This window comes from Antrihabitans stalactiti (genome assembly GCF_012932915.1).
GTDB classification, from domain to species: Bacteria; Actinomycetota; Actinomycetes; order Mycobacteriales; family Mycobacteriaceae; genus Antrihabitans; species Antrihabitans stalactiti.
Genome location: NZ_VCQU01000002.1, coordinates 228387 through 243201, shown reverse-complemented (window position 1 = coordinate 243201; position 14815 = coordinate 228387). Strand labels below are relative to the sequence as shown.

Sequence of the window (14815 nt, the reverse complement as noted above, 5' to 3'; positions counted from 1 at the left end):
ACGTCAACATGCGGAAGTATGGTTTAGACGGCCATATTCGCAGCCACACGCAGCGAGGAGCAACAGTTGTCTCAAGAGGTCCAAGAGTCGTCGGCCACAGCACCCGCCACCACCCCGGCGGGCAAGGCCAACGCAGACGGACGCGTACGCGTCATTCGAGAAGGGGTCGCGTCGTATTTGCCCGATATCGACCCCGACGAAACCGTCGAGTGGTTGGAATCGTTCGACGCCCTACTCAAACAGTCCGGGCCTGCCCGGGCCCGCTATTTGATGCTCCGATTGCTCGAAAGAGCAGGTGAGCGTCGAGTTGCCATTCCAGCGTTGACGTCGACCGACTACGTCAACACGATCCCCACGGAGAACGAACCTTGGTTCCCCGGCGACGAAGACGTCGAGCGGCGGTTCCGGGCATGGATCCGTTGGAACGCGGCGATCATGGTGCACCGGGCACAGCGTCCGGGCGTCGGTGTCGGCGGGCACATCTCGACGTACGCGTCGTCGGCTGCGCTGTACGAAGTGGGTTTCAACCACTTCTTCCGCGGCAAGGATCACCCGGGCGGCGGTGACCACGTCTTCATTCAGGGCCACGCCTCCCCCGGCATCTATGCGCGCGCCTACCTCGAAGGTCGAATTCCGGCCGCTCAGATGGACGGGTTCCGGCAGGAGTATTCGCACGCCCACCAAGGCGGCGGCCTGCCCTCCTACCCTCACCCACGGCTGCTGCCGAACTTCTGGGAGTTCCCGACCGTGTCCATGGGCCTCGGGCCGATGAATGCGATCTACCAGGCACGCTTCAACCACTACCTGCACGACCGCGGTATCAAAGACACCTCGGACCAACATGTGTGGGCATTCCTCGGCGACGGAGAGATGGATGAGCCGGAGTCGCGTGGGCTCACCCACGTCGCCTCGACAGAGGGACTCGACAACCTCACCTTTGTCATCAACTGCAACTTGCAGCGCCTCGACGGACCCGTTCGCGGCAACGGCAAGATCGTGCAGGAGTTGGAGTCGTTCTTCCGCGGAGCCGGCTGGAACGTCATCAAGGTGGTGTGGGGCCGCGAGTGGGACACATTGCTGCACCGCGACCGCGACGGCGCCCTGGTCAATTTGATGAACACGACGCCGGACGGCGATTTCCAGACCTACAAGGCCAACGACGGCGCGTTCGTTCGCGAGCACTTCTTCGGGCGCGATCCGCGCACGAAGGAATTGGTGCAGAACCTGTCCGACCAAGAAATCTGGAATCTGAAGCGTGGCGGTCACGACTACCGCAAGGTGTACGCCGCCTACGCAGCCGCGATGGCCCACAAGGGGCAGCCGACAGTAATTCTGGCGAAGACGATCAAGGGCTACACCCTCGGCAAGCACTTCGAAGGCCGCAACGCGACCCACCAGATGAAGAAGTTGACGCTCGACGATCTCAAGGACTTCCGCGACATGCAGCGGATCCCGATCTCGGACGCGGAACTGGAGAAGGATCCGTACCTTCCCCCGTACTACCACCCGGGAATGGGCGCGCCCGAGATCGAATACATGCTGGACCGCCGCAAGTCGTTGGGCGGGTTCCTGCCCGAGCGGCGGACCAATGCGAAACCGCTGCCGCAACCCGGCGACGACACGTACAAGTCCGTCCGCAAGGGTTCCGGCAAGCAGGAGATCGCCACCACGATGGCGCTCGTGCGCATCATGAAGGAACTGTTGCGAGACAAGGAGATCGGCAAACGAATCGTGCCGATCATCCCCGACGAGGCGCGCACGTTCGGCATGGATTCCTGGTTCCCGTCGCTGAAGATCTACAACCGCAACGGGCAGCTCTACACCGCGGTCGATGCCGAGCAGATGTTGTCCTACAAGGAAAGCGTGGTCGGGCAGATCCTGCACGAGGGCATCAACGAAGGCGGCTCGACCGCGTCGTTCACTGCCGTGGGCACGTCGTACGCGACGCACGGCGAGCCGATGATTCCGCTCTACATCTTCTATTCGATGTTCGGTTTCCAACGGACCGGTGACGGGTTCTGGGCCGCGGCCGATCAGATGGCGCGCGGTTTCGTCCTCGGCGCAACGGCGGGCCGGACGACGCTGACCGGTGAAGGTCTGCAGCACGCCGACGGCCATTCGCACCTGCTGGCCGCGACGAATCCTGCTGTCGTTGCCTACGATCCGGCGTTCGCATTCGAAATCGCCCACATCGTCAAGGACGGGTTGCGACGGATGTACGGCGGAACACCGGGCGAGGACGGGTTCGGTGGCGAGAATGTCTTCTACTACATCAGCCTGTACAACGAGCCGTACGTGCAGCCGGCCGAGCCGGAGAACCTCGACGTCGAGGGCCTGCTGAAAGGCATCTATCTGTACAAGCGGGGAGCCGACGGAGACGGCCCGCGCGCGCAGATCCTCGTCTCCGGCGTCACTGTGCCGGATGGCCTTCGCGCTCAGGACCTGCTCCTGCAGGAATGGGGCGTGCATGCCGATGTGTGGTCGGTGACGTCGTGGAACGAGTTGCGTCGTGACGGCGTCGAGTCGAGCAAGGCTGCGCTCCGAAGCCCTGGCAGCGAACCTCGCGTGCCATATCTGCAGACCGCACTGGGCGGGGCGGAGGGCCCGTTCGTCGCCGCGTCGGACTGGATGCGTGGGGTTCCCGATCAGATTCGCGAATGGGTGCCCGGCGACTACACGACGCTCGGCACCGACGGTTTCGGGTTCTCCGACACCCGCTCGGCCGCGCGACGAGTATTCAATGTCGATGCGCAGTCGATCGTGGTCGCTGTGCTCGCGGGGTTGGGCCGGGCGGGTCGCGTCGACCCGGCTGAAGCGGCCGCCGCTGCGGAGAAGTACGGCATCGACAACGTCGCTGCCGCTCCGCCGGAGACCTCTGATCCAGGCGTGGCGTGACTGGGGCGTAGGTTTTCGCTATGTCCGACAAGAGGCCACCGAGCAACGCGGAACACGAGGTGTATCTGCCGGTTGCCGCGTTGTCGCCGGCCCGGCAGAGTCGGGATCCACTGCCGGATACCTTGCTGCGCCGGGTCAAGCAGTTCTCGGGGCGCCTGTCGACCGAGGCAGTGACGTCGATGCAGACGCAACTGCCGTTCTTCGCCGATCTGGACGCCGCCCAACGGGCGAGCGTCCAGATGCTCGTGCAGACCGCAGTCGTCAACTTCCTCGAGTGGTTGCAGAACCCGGAGAGCGACATCAGGTTCAGCCTGGACGCATTTCAGGTGATTCCGCAGGACCTGACGCAGCGGCTCACGTTGCGTCAGACCGTCGACATGGTTCGGGTCGCCATGGAGTTCTTCGAGCAGTGGCTGCCCGCACTCGCCCGCAACGACAAGCAGCTGACGGCACTGACCGAAGCGGTGCTTCGGTACGGCCGTGAGCTCGGGTTCGCCGCAGCGTCGGTATACGCCGACGCTGCGGAGTCCCGGGGTGCGTGGGACACGAGGCTCGAGGCTCTCGTGGTCGATGCGGTCGTGCGCGGGGACACCGGTCCGGACATGCTCTCGCGTGCCGGTGCGCTCAACTGGGATGCCACAGCGGCGGCGACAGTTCTAGTCGGCACGCCGCCCGAAGATCAGGGCGTGTCGGTGGTCGGCTCGGTCCACGCGATAGCGCAGAAGCATGGTCGGGCCGCGCTGGCAGTCGTGCAGGGCTCGCGCCTCGTCACGGTCGTGAGCGGTCAACTTCACGAAGGTGCGGCCAGCAGCAAGTTTCTCGAAGACCTGCTCGAAGCCTTCTCCGACGGACCGGTGGTGATCGGCCCGACGACGCACACGCTCGGCGCCGCGCACACCAGCGCAGTCGAGGCACTCGCGGGCATGGAAGCGGTCGCCGGATGGCGTGGCGCGCCTCGTCCGGTGCACGCGGCGGAGCTGCTGCCCGAGCGCGCATTGCTCGGTGACGCCGCCGCAATTTCTGCTCTCAACGAGAATCTGGTAGTTCCTCTTGCCGCTGCCGGATCAGCTCTTGCGGATACCCTCGATGCCTATCTAGACTGCGGCGGAGCTGTTGAGACCTGCGCCCGCATACTGTTTGTTCATCCAAATACTGTTCGTTACCGCCTGAAACGAATCGCCGATACGACAGGTCGGGATCCGATGAATCCGCGGGACGCATACGTACTCCGCGTCGCGGCAACAGTGGGTAGGCTGACTCAAAACCGTAACGATTTGCGGTCTTCAGCCACTCCAGTCACACACGTACCATTTGTAGAAGTTGGCACGTAACGCTTGGTGTAGTGCCGCCGATGGCCGCCTCCCACCTGCGTTTTGTGAGAACCAAACAAAACACGTCCAAAAGCTTCATGGTCAACAACATCTTCGTTTCACGACATGAGGGTGTTCCCTTGAAGGCGTGATAGCACTGCTTGCCCCGGGACAGGGGTCCCAGACACCCGGCATGCTCAACCCTTGGCTCGAGGTCGCTGGTGCCAGCGACCGCCTCGAACTGTGGTCGAAGGCAGCCGGCTTGGATCTCACTCGCCTCGGAACCACGGCAACTGCAGAAGAAATCACTGATACCGCAATCACCCAGCCGCTCGTTGTCGCTGCTGCCCTCCTCGCCTTCGAGGAGCTCGAATCGCGCGGCATCATTCCTGCCGACGCGATCGTCGCCGGGCATTCGGTCGGCGAGCTTGCGGCCGCCGCGATCGCAGGTGTGATCACCGCTGACGAAGCCGTCGGTCTGGCAGCCGTCCGCGGCGCCGAGATGGCCAAGGCCTGCGCGCTGGTACCGACCGGAATGTCGGCAATCCTCGGTGGCGACGAAGCCGCAGTCCTGGCTCGCCTCGAAGAACTCGAATTGATTCCAGCCAACCGCAATGCGGCAGGCCAGATCGTCGCTGCAGGCGCACTCGATGCCCTCGCCGAGCTCGCCGCGAACCCGCCGGAAAAGGCGCGTATTCGTCCACTGAGCGTCGCGGGCGCGTTCCACACGGCCTTCATGGCACCGGCGCAGGACGCAGTTACGGCAGCTGCAGCCAAGATCACTCCGCAGGACCCGACGCGCACGCTGCTCTCGAACTACGATGGCCAAGCTGTCGCCAGCGGCGTCGACGCATTGACCAAACTCGCCGCGCAGGTCACGCGCCCCGTTCGCTGGGATCTGTGTACCGCTAGCATTCGCGCGGCCGAAGTGTCCGCGATCGCAGAACTCCCGCCTGCAGGCGCCCTCGTCGGAATTGCGAAGCGCGAGCTTCGCGGTACGCCGACGCTCGCGTTGAAGGAGCCGGGTGACATAGCCGCTCTGACCGGGCTCGACGGGTTCGGCTAGCTTTGCCGGGCGCAGCGACGCTGCGTCCTTCATGCGATCGGTAACCAACCATCGTCCAAAACAGATAGACCCAACAAAGAAGGGAGCCACCAAGTGGCCACCAGCCAGGAAACACTCATCGCCGGTATCGCGGAGATCATCGAAGAGGTCACCGGCATCGAGCCGTCCGAGGTGACCATCGATAAGTCGTTCGTCGATGACCTCGATATCGACTCCCTGTCCATGGTCGAGATCGCAGTTCAGACCGAGGACAAGTACGGCGTCAAGATCCCGGACGAGGATCTGGCGGGCCTGCGCACAGTCGGCGACGCCGTCGGCTACATCCAGAAGCTGGAAGCGGAAAACGCCGACCTCGCCGCAGAGCTGCGCGAGAAGTTCGGATCCGCTGACGGCGCCGCATCGGACGAGTGAGCGAAACCGTGACGAAGCCTTCCACCAGAAACGGGAACTTCCCCAATGTCGTCGTGACCAGCCTCGCTGCGACGACGTCGATCGCGGGTGACGTCGACGCCACGTGGAAGGGCCTCCTCAACGGCGAGAGCGGCATCGACGTGCTCGATGACGACTTCATCCATGAGTACGACCTTCCCGTTCGTATCGGCGGGCACCTGAAGGTCACGCCGGAGAGCCTGCTCTCCCGCGTCGAGCTTCGACGCCTCGCATACGTCGAACGGATGGCAACGGTGCTCGGGCGTGAAGTCTGGCGCAACGCCGGCAGCCCGGAGGTCGACAAGGACCGCCTCGGTGTCGCCATCGGCACCGGCCTCGGCGGCGGTGACGCTCTGATCGACTCGGTCGACAAGCTGAAGAACGGCGGCTACCGAAAGGTTTCGCCGCTCGCTGTTCAGATGGTCATGCCGAACGGTCCGTCCGCGGTCGTCGGTCTCGAGCACGAGGCTCGCGCAGGCGTCATCACGCCGGTCTCGGCATGTTCGTCGGGTTCGGAGGCAATCGCCAACGCATGGCGAATGATCGTCATGGGCGATGCCGACATCATGATCACCGGCGGCGTCGAGGGACACATCGATGCGGTTCCGATCGCAGCGTTCACGATGATGCGGGCCATGAGCACGCGTAACGACGATCCGAAGGGTGCTTCGCGTCCCTTCGACAAGGATCGCGACGGCTTCGTGTTCGGCGAGGCAGGTGCCCTGATGGTCATCGAGACCGAAGAGCATGCCTTGGCGCGCGGCGCCACGATCCATGCACGGATCATGGGCGCAGGCATCACGTCCGACGGATTCCACCTGGTTGCGCCCGACCCCACAGGGCGGGGCGCTGCTCGAGCAATGACACGGGCAATCGAGACAGCCGGCCTGACGAAGGCCGACATCACCCACGTCAACGCTCACGCCACCGCAACGCCGATCGGCGATACGGCGGAGGCGAACGCAATCAACCTTGCCGTCGGTAACCATGCTGCGGTGTATGCGCCGAAGTCCGCGCTCGGCCACTCGATCGGTGCGGTTGGTGCACTCGAATCGATTCTGACCGTCCTCGCGATCCGTGACGGAGTTATTCCGCCGACCCTGAATCTCGACAATCAGGATCCGGAGATCGATCTCGATGTCGTCCACGGCGAACCACGCCGCGGCGAAATCGAGTACGCGATCAACAACTCGTTCGGTTTCGGTGGGCACAACGTAGCGCTCGTGTTCGGTCGAGCCTGACCGACGAAAGTTCGCTCTCGGTCCGGCGGGGTTCCCCTCGACCCCGCCGGACAAAGGCACTAGACGGGGCTGCGCAAAGGAGTACGCGATGACTATCTTCGCCCCGGCGACCAAAGCCGATGTAGCCACTGATCCACGGGATCCGCTACTCCGACTGGAGAACTTCTTCGATGCCGGCACCGTTGTGCCGCTGCATCCGCGCGACAAATCAGGTGTGCTCGCCGCGGTCGGCGAAGTCGACGGCGTCCGCACCGTCGCATATTGCTCCGACGCCACCGTCATGGGTGGCGCAATGGGTGTCGAAGGTTGCAAGCACATCGTGGCAGCCATCGACACCGCGATCGACGAATCGCTACCCGTCGTCGGACTGTGGCACTCAGGTGGTGCCCGGCTCGCCGAGGGTGTCGAAGCACTCCACGCCGTCGGCCTCGTGTTCGAGGCGATGGTTCGAGCGTCCGGCCTCGTCCCCCAGATTTCCGTTGTCCTCGGCTTCGCAGCCGGCGGCGCTGCATACGGACCAGCCCTCACAGACATCGTCATCATGGCTCCCGAAGGCAGGGTCTTCGTCACCGGACCGGACGTGGTCCGCAGCGTGACGGGTGAGCAGGTCGACATGGCCTCCCTCGGCGGTCCCGATACGCACACCAAGAAGTCCGGCGTTGCGCACATTGCCGCCGACGACGAAGCCGACGCCATGCATCGCGCACGTCGCCTGGTCTCGATGTTCTCCGAACAAGGCACGTTCGATCAGGTTGCCGCCGAGCATGGCGACACCGATCTGAAGGCGCTGATGCCTGCGTCCGCCAAGCGGGCATACGACGTCAAGCCGATCGTGCACGAACTGCTGGACAACGTCGACGGTGAATCGACATTCGAAGAGCTGCAAGGCAATTACGCGCGCAGCATCGTGACCGGGCTCGGTCGGATGGCGGGCCGAACCGTCGGTGTGCTCGCCAACAATCCGATCCGGCTCGGCGGCTGCCTGAACTCCGAGAGCGCAGAGAAGGCCGCCCGCTTCGTGCGGATGTGCGACGCCTTCGGCATCCCGCTCGTCGTTATCGTCGACGTGCCCGGGTATCTCCCCGGCGTCAGCCAGGAGTGGGAAGGCGTCGTCCGACGCGGCGCGAAACTCCTGCACGCCTTCGCCGAGGCGCGCGTCCCGCGCGTCACTCTGGTGACCCGCAAGATCTACGGTGGCGCCTACATCGCGATGAATGCGCGCGCACTGGGCGCAACCGCGGTCTACGCGTGGCCCGAGTCCGAGGTTGCCGTGATGGGCGCCAAAGCCGCGGTTGGGATCCTGCACAAGCGGGCGCTGGCTGCCGCACCGGACGACGAACGCGACGCCCTCCACGACAGGCTCGCTGCCGAGCACGAAGCCATTGCAGGCGGCGTTAATCGTGCGGTCGCTATCGGTGTGGTGGACGCCGTCATCGACCCCGCGAAGACGCGCAGCACGATCACCGCGGCGTTGGCGAAAGCGCCCGCACGCAGAGGGCAGCACAAGAACATCCCGCTGTAAAGACGTATGACAAGAGAAGGCCCCCGACGCGATGGCTCGGGGGCCTTTTCATTCGGGTCAGACCCACCAGGGGCTACTGCTCAAGTTGCTGCTCTTCTTTTTTCTCGTCTTTTTCCCCGTCTTTGTCCTCGTCGTCTTGCTCGGGGTGTGCTGCGTTCGGCCGATTTTCCGGATCCAGGATGTTCCCGTCGTCGTCCAACCAGTCGGCGATCGAGGTTCCCGAGACCGTGCCGTCAGTACCGGGAAGAACTACCGACTTACGTGCGTCCGGCGCGTAGCGGTCGTTGACTTCCTTGGCCTTCTCTTTCGCCTCGTCGTCTTTCGGCTCGTCCAGCTCCGGTTCGGCCGTCGCGGTGTCGGCGTCTTCGGCGTCGTCGTTGCCGCTCGCGGATACATCCGTGACGTCGATGTTTTCCACATCGAAGTGATCTGCATCCTTCGACACGTCGACTTCCGGAGTGCGAACAGTCCCTTCTGTGGGCCCAGAGTTGTCTTTCGACCCGTTCTCTCTGGCGGCGTTGTCTTTGGCGCCGCTGTCTTCAGCGCTTTGTTTGGTGTCGGTAGTGCCTTCTTTGGCCCTGTCGTCTGTGTCTGAAGTCATAAAACACGGATGCCCAGATCCACAGCACTCAAACGTGGGCGACTACCCGACCTCGCGGCGCAGCCACGTGACCTCGGCACCTTCGCCACCACTGCGGTACGGCTCCAGCGCCTCGTCCCATGCCGTGCCGAGTGCGGTATCGAGTTCGGTCATCATGCTGTCGCGACCGGCGGCGAGCATCGTACGCAGCCGCATCTCGCCCAGGACGACGTCGCCGTTCGCGCTGGTCGACCCACGCCACAGACCCAGCCCAGGGACGAAGCTGAAGCGTTCACCGTCGACACCTTCGCTCGGGTCCTCCGTGACCTCGAACCGCAGCATCGACCACGACCGCAGCGCGTTCGCAATCCGGGCGCCGGTTCCGACCGGACCCACCCAGTTGCTTGTGGCACGCAGCAGCCCATCCGATGCCGGCTGAGCTGTCCACCGCAGGTTGGCCCTCGATTCGAGAGCCGCGGTCAACGCCCATTCGACATGCGGGCACAGCGCAGCGGGCGACGAGTGGATGTACACCACTCCACACGTCGAATCCGCGAACTGATTCATAGCGCGCATCTCAAACACCTCCAGCTTCGACGAGGGACGTCTTCCCCAACGGCCGTCGGTCTCACTAGAGCGATGCTTCAGTGTACTAGTGTGCCTTGTGTTGCCTGTGTTGCGCTAGTGCAAAAAAGGGCGTGTCTTGCATCACGTGCTGATTTCGCCGAGAACGGCATCGCTGAAGTCCGGCCACACAGCCTTCGCCCAGTCGCCGAACTTCCGGTCGGTCAGTACGACGCACGCCGCCGATACCGCTGGGTCGACCCACAGGAACGTTCCCGACTGGCCGAAGTGGCCGAAGGTCTGCGGCGAGTTGCTCTCCCCCGTCCAATGCGGCGTCTTGCTGTCACGGATCTCGAAGCCGAGTCCCCAATCGTTCGGCCGCTGCGGACCAAACCCCGGAACCACGCCGTTGAGCCCCGGATATTGAACCGACGTCGCCTCGGTGAATGTGGCAGGCGCGATGAGCGTCGGCTGCAGCAATTCCGCGGCGAAGCGCGCCAAGTCTCCCACCGAGGACTCAGCGCCATGACCCGCCGGACCGCTCAACGCGGAACTGTTCATCCCCAACGGCACGAAGACAGCCTCGTGCAAGTAGTCCGGAAACGGGATCGATGTTTGCTGTTCGACGAAGTCGGCCAGTACTTCGAAGCCGGCGCTCGAATAGATTCGCCGCGATTCCGGCTCGCATTGCACGCGGTCTTCGCCGAAAGCAAGCCCGGAGGCGTGGGCAAGCAGGTGCCGGACCGTCGAACCCGGCGGACCCGCCGGCTGCGCGAATTCGACGGCGCCCTCCTCGACCGCGATCAGCACTCCGTAGGCGACGAGCAACTTCGTCACCGAGGCCAGTCCGTAGACACGGTCTTGATCCCCGTACGTGCCCAACTCCCCCGCATCGGTCACGACTGCGGCCGACGCGTTGTCCACGGGCCATTGCTTGATCTGCTCGAGCGCCTTCACCCCCGCCACTCTAAGGAGTCAGCGCGTGACGTCGTGGATGTGGTGGATCGGGTCGTGGACGAAATATCTGGCCAACCCTTCGACGGTGAAGACTGCGCCGTCGCCGTTGCGAAGCCCGGTGCGTGTGCGCCGGTCGGGCTCGACAGCTGCGAAGCTCAGTGCGGCGTTCTCGGCCGCCTCGAGGAGCTGGGACACCACCACGTTGGGGTCTTGCTCGTTGTAGCGATCCTCCACTGCAGTGGCATCTTGATCCCAGAAGGCGAACGTCGGTTCGTCCTCGTCGAGGATCAACTGCAGCCGCTGCGGAAACAGCCGGAACACGTCGCGCACGTGTGCCGCGTATTCCAATGGCGACCAGGTCGATTCGTTCGGCCGCACTCTGACATCGCTTCGCTCGAGCACCGCGGTCCACTGACTGGCGTTGGCGCGCAACAAGTCCGGGATCGCTTCGTACTCCGCGATCGAGGCGTCGAAGCCACATTCGGGACATGGCCGTTGCAGCACCCACGTCCAATCCTTGGTCTCAGGCACGATTGTCATTGCCCGAGAGTAGATTTGGCAGCCCTCGCCCGGCTACCAACAAGCTGCCAGCGGCAGGCGAAATCGCGCCAAATCTATTCTGCTCGGGCACTCGCGTTGTCGAACAGTGCCAACGTCATCGCGTGCAGCATGTCGCCGACTTCCTTCGGCGCCTTGCCTGCGAAAGCGCGAGCATGCGTTCCTTCGAGGACGATTCCGAGCTTGAAACACGCCAGCACGACGTACCAGTTCACGTTGGACAGATCGCGGTCCGAGTGTTCGCTGTAGGTCTTGACGAGTTCGTCGGGACTGGCCAGACCGCCTGCACTGGCCAGCGCGCCGACCAGAGCATCGAGCTTGCTGCCCGTCGGCCAGGTTGCGATCAACCAGCCGAGATCGAGCAGCGGGTCACCGATCGTCGACATCTCCCAGTCGACGAGTGCGGCCAACTCGGGTCCGTCGTTGCGGAACATCATGTTCGCCAGATGGCAGTCACCGTGCAGAATCCCGGCCCTCCCCTGCTCCGGCCGGTGGCGCTCCAGCCAGTCCGCGACATGCTCGAGGCCGGGAATGTCAGGACCTGGGTAACCCTGATTCTGGTTGTAGGACTCGAGCTCGGCCAGCCACCGTGGCACCTGACGCTCGAGGAACCCCTCCGGCTTGCCGAACTCCGCGAGACCGATGCTCTCGAAATCGACCATGCCGAGCTGAGCCAAGCCTGCCGCGGCCGAGAGGCCCATCCGATGGCGAATCGCGGGATCGGACGCATGCAGTTCGGGTAAGCCGGTGGCGGGGCTGAACCCGTCGATCGGCTCCATCAGATAGAAGACTGCGCCACCCATGACGGTCTCGTCGTCGCAGGCGGCGATGAGCGTCGGCGCAGGCACGTCGGTTTTGTTGAGCGCCGTCAGCAGGCGTGATTCGCGACGAATCACGTCGTTGCTCTTGCGCCGCAAGTGGCGCGGTCCGCGGCGAAGAACGTACTCACGACCACCGCGCGTCAGGCGCAGCATGACGTTCTGCGTGCCGCCGCCGATCGGCGCAACGTTGTCGAACGACCCGGCGCAGAGGCCTTGCCCGTCCATCCACTGCGCAAGAATTGCGAAGTCGACGAGGTCACGATCGACGGCCGCTGGTTGCTCTACTGGCATGGTGTCAATTGTGCACGACCGCCTATTCGCGCACTCGCACGCCCGTCTGGGACGATCGAACCCCAGGAACGAGAGCCCAGACAAAGAAGACAGGCATGCGGACGCTGCTGATCGACAACTACGACTCGTTCACCTACAACCTGTATCAACTGCTCAGCGTGGTGAACGGGACCGAGCCGACGGTGTTGCGCAACGACGAGGTGTCCGAGATCGCGCTCGATTCCTACGACAATGTGGTGATCTCTCCCGGCCCTGGCCACCCGGGCAAGCCGCGGGACTTCGGAGTTTCTGCCGATGTCATTGCGCACTCGACGATTCCGCTGCTCGGCGTATGCCTCGGCCACCAGGGCATCGTGATCAACGAGGGCGGCAGCGTCTCCCCCGCGCCCGAGCCACGGCACGGCTACCTCGAACGCATCTCTCACGACGGGCGGGAGCTTTTCGCGGGAATCCCCCAGCAGTTCACCGTCGTTCGATATCACTCGCTTGCCGCAGACATTCCGCTGCCGGACTCGTTGGAGGCCACCGCGTGGGCGCCCGACGGCGTGGTGATGGCATTACGCCACCGAACGCGCCCGCAGTGGGGTGTGCAATTTCATCCCGAGTCCGTGGCAACGGAATTCGGTCCTGCCATGTTGCGCAATTTCGCAGATTTGACCGAAACCCATCGAACGGTCCGGCCGAGGGTCGTGGTCGACCGGCCCGCCCCGCAGATCGGTCGGTCTGGCAAATACCGCCTGAATGTCGACGTGCTCGACCGCGCGGTCGATACCGAGGCAGCATTTCTGCAGCTGTATGCCGATGCCCCGCAAGCTTTCTGGCTCGACAGCGAACATGTCGAACCCGGCCTGGACCGATTTTCCTTTCTTGGCGACGCGGCCGGACCGCTTGCTGAAACGATCTCCTACGACGTGGGCGAAGACCTGCCTGGCGACATCTTCGACTATCTATCGGCCCAGTTGCGTTCTCGCGCAATCGTCGCCGGCGCTCTACCGTTCGACTTCGCGTGCGGCTACGTCGGGTACTTCGCATACGAGTTGAAGCACCTTTGCGGCTCACCGGTCCGGCACACCGCCCCAACACCTGATGCGTACTGGATTTTCGCTGACCGCATGATCGCCGTCGACCACCAGGACGGCAAGACCTATCTGCTCGCTCTCGACGACGGCAGCGATACCGGACCGGCCGGCGCCGCAGCCGCGCGACATTGGTTCTCGTCGACTCGGGACTCGTTGAAAAATGTTGCATCGTGGTCGAATCCAGCCGACTTGGTCCGAGCCATCGACCCGTCGACAGTCGAAGATCTCCTCACGCGCGGCCGCGAGCGCTACCTTGCCGACGTTGCCGTCTGCCAAGAACTGTTGCGTGCAGGCGAGTCGTACGAGATCTGCATTACCGACAGCGCGCGGATCGACGCGACAACCGACGGCCTGACCTTCTACCGCACATTGCGTCGCTGCAATCCCGCACCGTATGCGGCCTACTTTCGCTTCGGCGGGCGTGAAATCGCGTGCGCATCGCCCGAGCGATTCCTCAAGGTCGACCGAAATCGGATCGTCGAAAGCAAGCCGATCAAGGGCACGGCACCGCGCGGCTCGACACCGGAGGACGACGAAAGCTTGCGTACTGCACTGCAATCCAGTTCGAAGACGCGGGCAGAGAACTTGATGATCGTCGACCTGCTGCGCAACGACATCGGCAAGGTTTGCGAGGTGGGCACCGTCGAGGTGCCGAAGCTGATGGCGACCGAAACCTATACGACGTTGCACCAGTTGGTGTCGACCGTCCGCGGCACCCTACGCGCGGACCGCGACGTAATCGATTGCGTACGAGCATGTTTTCCAGGTGGATCGATGACCGGCGCGCCGAAGCTACGGACGATGGAGATCATCGACACCCTCGAAACCGAAGCCCGCGGAATCTACTCCGGTGCAATCGGATTCCTCGGACTGAACGGCACTGCCGATCTCAATATCGTGATCCGCACCGCAGTGCTGACCGACGGAGAATGGCGCGTCGGAGCAGGCGGCGCGGTCGTGCTCGAATCCGACCAAGAGGCCGAATATCAGGAGATGGTGCTCAAAGCGGCCGCAACGCTACGAGCGCACGACCGGTACAAACCTACCGACGCGGCGGCCGGGCCTTAGGGTCCGGCTCTGGCTCGTGACTCAAACCCGCGAGCCGACCCAACGTCTCGGCACCCGGAATCTTGGCGACCAACGCGGCCAGTTGTTCGAGGCGCGGCATGATCTGGTCGAGCGTTGCGAACAGCGGATCGGCGAGGGCCAGCGTTCGGTCCAGGCGGTCGAGGGTTCGGTTCAACCGCTCGACCGACTTCGCTAGGTTCTCGATCAGGTCCGGCATCTGTGCCGCCAACTGGACGGACGCACCTGGTGTTCGGACCGCGGTGGTCATGGCGCTCGCTGCAACCGCTTGCGCGGCCTCCACTGCCGCCTGTGCAGCGGCAAGGATTTCCGTCGGATTTGGAACCCTGGAGCTCGTCATTTCATCTACTTTGCCGCACACCGATCGGTTACGTGGCGAGTTTGCTCATTAACATTCGCCAACCAGTCGTCAACGA

13 protein-coding genes are annotated in these 14815 nt (G+C 63.8%); 7 read left to right on the top strand and 6 right to left on the bottom strand.

Going from position 1 to position 14815, the window contains the following annotated elements; translation table 11 throughout:
* Nucleotides 1–153: 153 nt before the first annotated feature.
* The 6 genes from aceE to FGL95_RS06835 all read left to right on the top strand — a co-directional run bounded on the left by aceE (nt 154) and on the right by FGL95_RS06835 (nt 8463).
* A complete protein-coding gene (gene aceE / locus FGL95_RS06860) occupies nt 154–2895 on the top strand; it encodes a pyruvate dehydrogenase (acetyl-transferring), homodimeric type (RefSeq protein ID WP_338079776.1) in 2742 nt (913 codons plus the stop codon).
* A 20-nt stretch (nt 2896–2915) separates the two neighbouring features.
* Nucleotides 2916–4226 (top strand): PucR family transcriptional regulator, encoded by a 1311-nt coding sequence (locus tag FGL95_RS06855; protein WP_169585473.1) that lies wholly within the window; start codon nt 2916–2918, stop codon nt 4224–4226.
* A gap of 127 nt (nt 4227–4353) precedes the next feature.
* The gene (locus FGL95_RS06850; protein WP_169585472.1) at nt 4354–5271 is read left to right on the top strand and encodes an acyltransferase domain-containing protein; all 918 of its coding nucleotides are present in this window, start codon (nt 4354–4356) and stop codon (nt 5269–5271) included.
* 93 nt (nt 5272–5364) lie between these two features.
* A complete protein-coding gene (gene acpM, locus FGL95_RS06845; protein ID WP_169585471.1) occupies nt 5365–5682 on the top strand; it encodes a meromycolate extension acyl carrier protein AcpM in 318 nt (105 codons plus the stop codon).
* An 8-nt stretch (nt 5683–5690) separates the two neighbouring features.
* On the top strand, nt 5691–6941 hold the full coding sequence (locus FGL95_RS06840) for a KasA/KasB family beta-ketoacyl-ACP synthase (RefSeq protein WP_169585470.1): 1251 nt from the start codon (nt 5691–5693) through the stop codon (nt 6939–6941).
* An 88-nt stretch (nt 6942–7029) separates the two neighbouring features.
* Complete coding sequence (locus FGL95_RS06835) at nt 7030–8463, top strand: acyl-CoA carboxylase subunit beta (protein ID WP_169585469.1); 1434 nt, start codon at nt 7030–7032, stop codon at nt 8461–8463.
* A 73-nt stretch (nt 8464–8536) separates the two neighbouring features.
* On the opposite strand, the gene FGL95_RS06830 is transcribed toward FGL95_RS06835, so the two are convergent.
* From FGL95_RS06830 to FGL95_RS06810, 5 genes are all read right to left on the bottom strand, one after another.
* Nucleotides 8537–9064 carry a hypothetical protein gene (locus FGL95_RS06830; RefSeq protein ID WP_169585271.1) on the bottom strand — a complete coding sequence of 176 codons (528 nt, stop codon included), beginning with the start codon at nt 9062–9064 and terminating at the stop codon, nt 8537–8539.
* 42 nt (nt 9065–9106) lie between these two features.
* On the bottom strand, nt 9107–9619 hold the full coding sequence (locus tag FGL95_RS06825) for a DUF3145 domain-containing protein (protein ID WP_169585468.1): 513 nt from the start codon (nt 9617–9619) through the stop codon (nt 9107–9109).
* Between the two features lie 132 nt (nt 9620–9751).
* Complete coding sequence (locus FGL95_RS06820; protein WP_169585467.1) at nt 9752–10564, bottom strand: serine hydrolase; 813 nt, start codon at nt 10562–10564, stop codon at nt 9752–9754.
* An 18-nt stretch (nt 10565–10582) separates the two neighbouring features.
* Complete coding sequence (locus FGL95_RS06815) at nt 10583–11104, bottom strand: DinB family protein (protein ID WP_169585466.1); 522 nt, start codon at nt 11102–11104, stop codon at nt 10583–10585.
* A gap of 74 nt (nt 11105–11178) precedes the next feature.
* On the bottom strand, nt 11179–12234 hold the full coding sequence (locus tag FGL95_RS06810; protein ID WP_169585465.1) for a phosphotransferase family protein: 1056 nt from the start codon (nt 12232–12234) through the stop codon (nt 11179–11181).
* 95 nt (nt 12235–12329) lie between these two features.
* Here FGL95_RS06810 and pabB point away from each other — a divergent pair, with 95 nt between their 5' ends.
* Nucleotides 12330–14381 (top strand): aminodeoxychorismate synthase component I, encoded by a 2052-nt coding sequence (gene pabB, locus FGL95_RS06805; protein WP_169585464.1) that lies wholly within the window; start codon nt 12330–12332, stop codon nt 14379–14381.
* Here pabB and FGL95_RS06800 read toward each other — a convergent pair.
* Nucleotides 14356–14739: a hypothetical protein gene (locus tag FGL95_RS06800; RefSeq protein WP_169585463.1), complete on the bottom strand. Its 384-nt coding sequence runs from the start codon at nt 14737–14739 to the stop codon at nt 14356–14358. The genes pabB and FGL95_RS06800 overlap by 26 nt on opposite strands.
* Nucleotides 14740–14815: the final 76 nt, after the last annotated feature.

What these genes read in the sequence shown, in the direction of transcription:
- FGL95_RS06810 (WP_169585465.1), bottom strand. Translation starts at nt 12,234, where the DNA reads ATGCCAGTAGAGCAACCAGCGGCCGTCGATCGTGACCTCGTCGACTTC.
- FGL95_RS06835 (WP_169585469.1), top strand. Translation starts at nt 7,030, where the DNA reads ATGACTATCTTCGCCCCGGCGACCAAAGCCGATGTAGCCACTGATCCA.
- FGL95_RS06855 (WP_169585473.1), top strand. Translation starts at nt 2,916, where the DNA reads ATGTCCGACAAGAGGCCACCGAGCAACGCGGAACACGAGGTGTATCTG.
- FGL95_RS06830 (WP_169585271.1), bottom strand. Translation starts at nt 9,064, where the DNA reads ATGACTTCAGACACAGACGACAGGGCCAAAGAAGGCACTACCGACACC.
- pabB (WP_169585464.1), top strand. Translation starts at nt 12,330, where the DNA reads ATGCGGACGCTGCTGATCGACAACTACGACTCGTTCACCTACAACCTG.
- FGL95_RS06825 (WP_169585468.1), bottom strand. Translation starts at nt 9,619, where the DNA reads ATGCGCGCTATGAATCAGTTCGCGGATTCGACGTGTGGAGTGGTGTAC.
- FGL95_RS06800 (WP_169585463.1), bottom strand. Translation starts at nt 14,739, where the DNA reads ATGACGAGCTCCAGGGTTCCAAATCCGACGGAAATCCTTGCCGCTGCA.
- FGL95_RS06815 (WP_169585466.1), bottom strand. Translation starts at nt 11,104, where the DNA reads ATGACAATCGTGCCTGAGACCAAGGATTGGACGTGGGTGCTGCAACGG.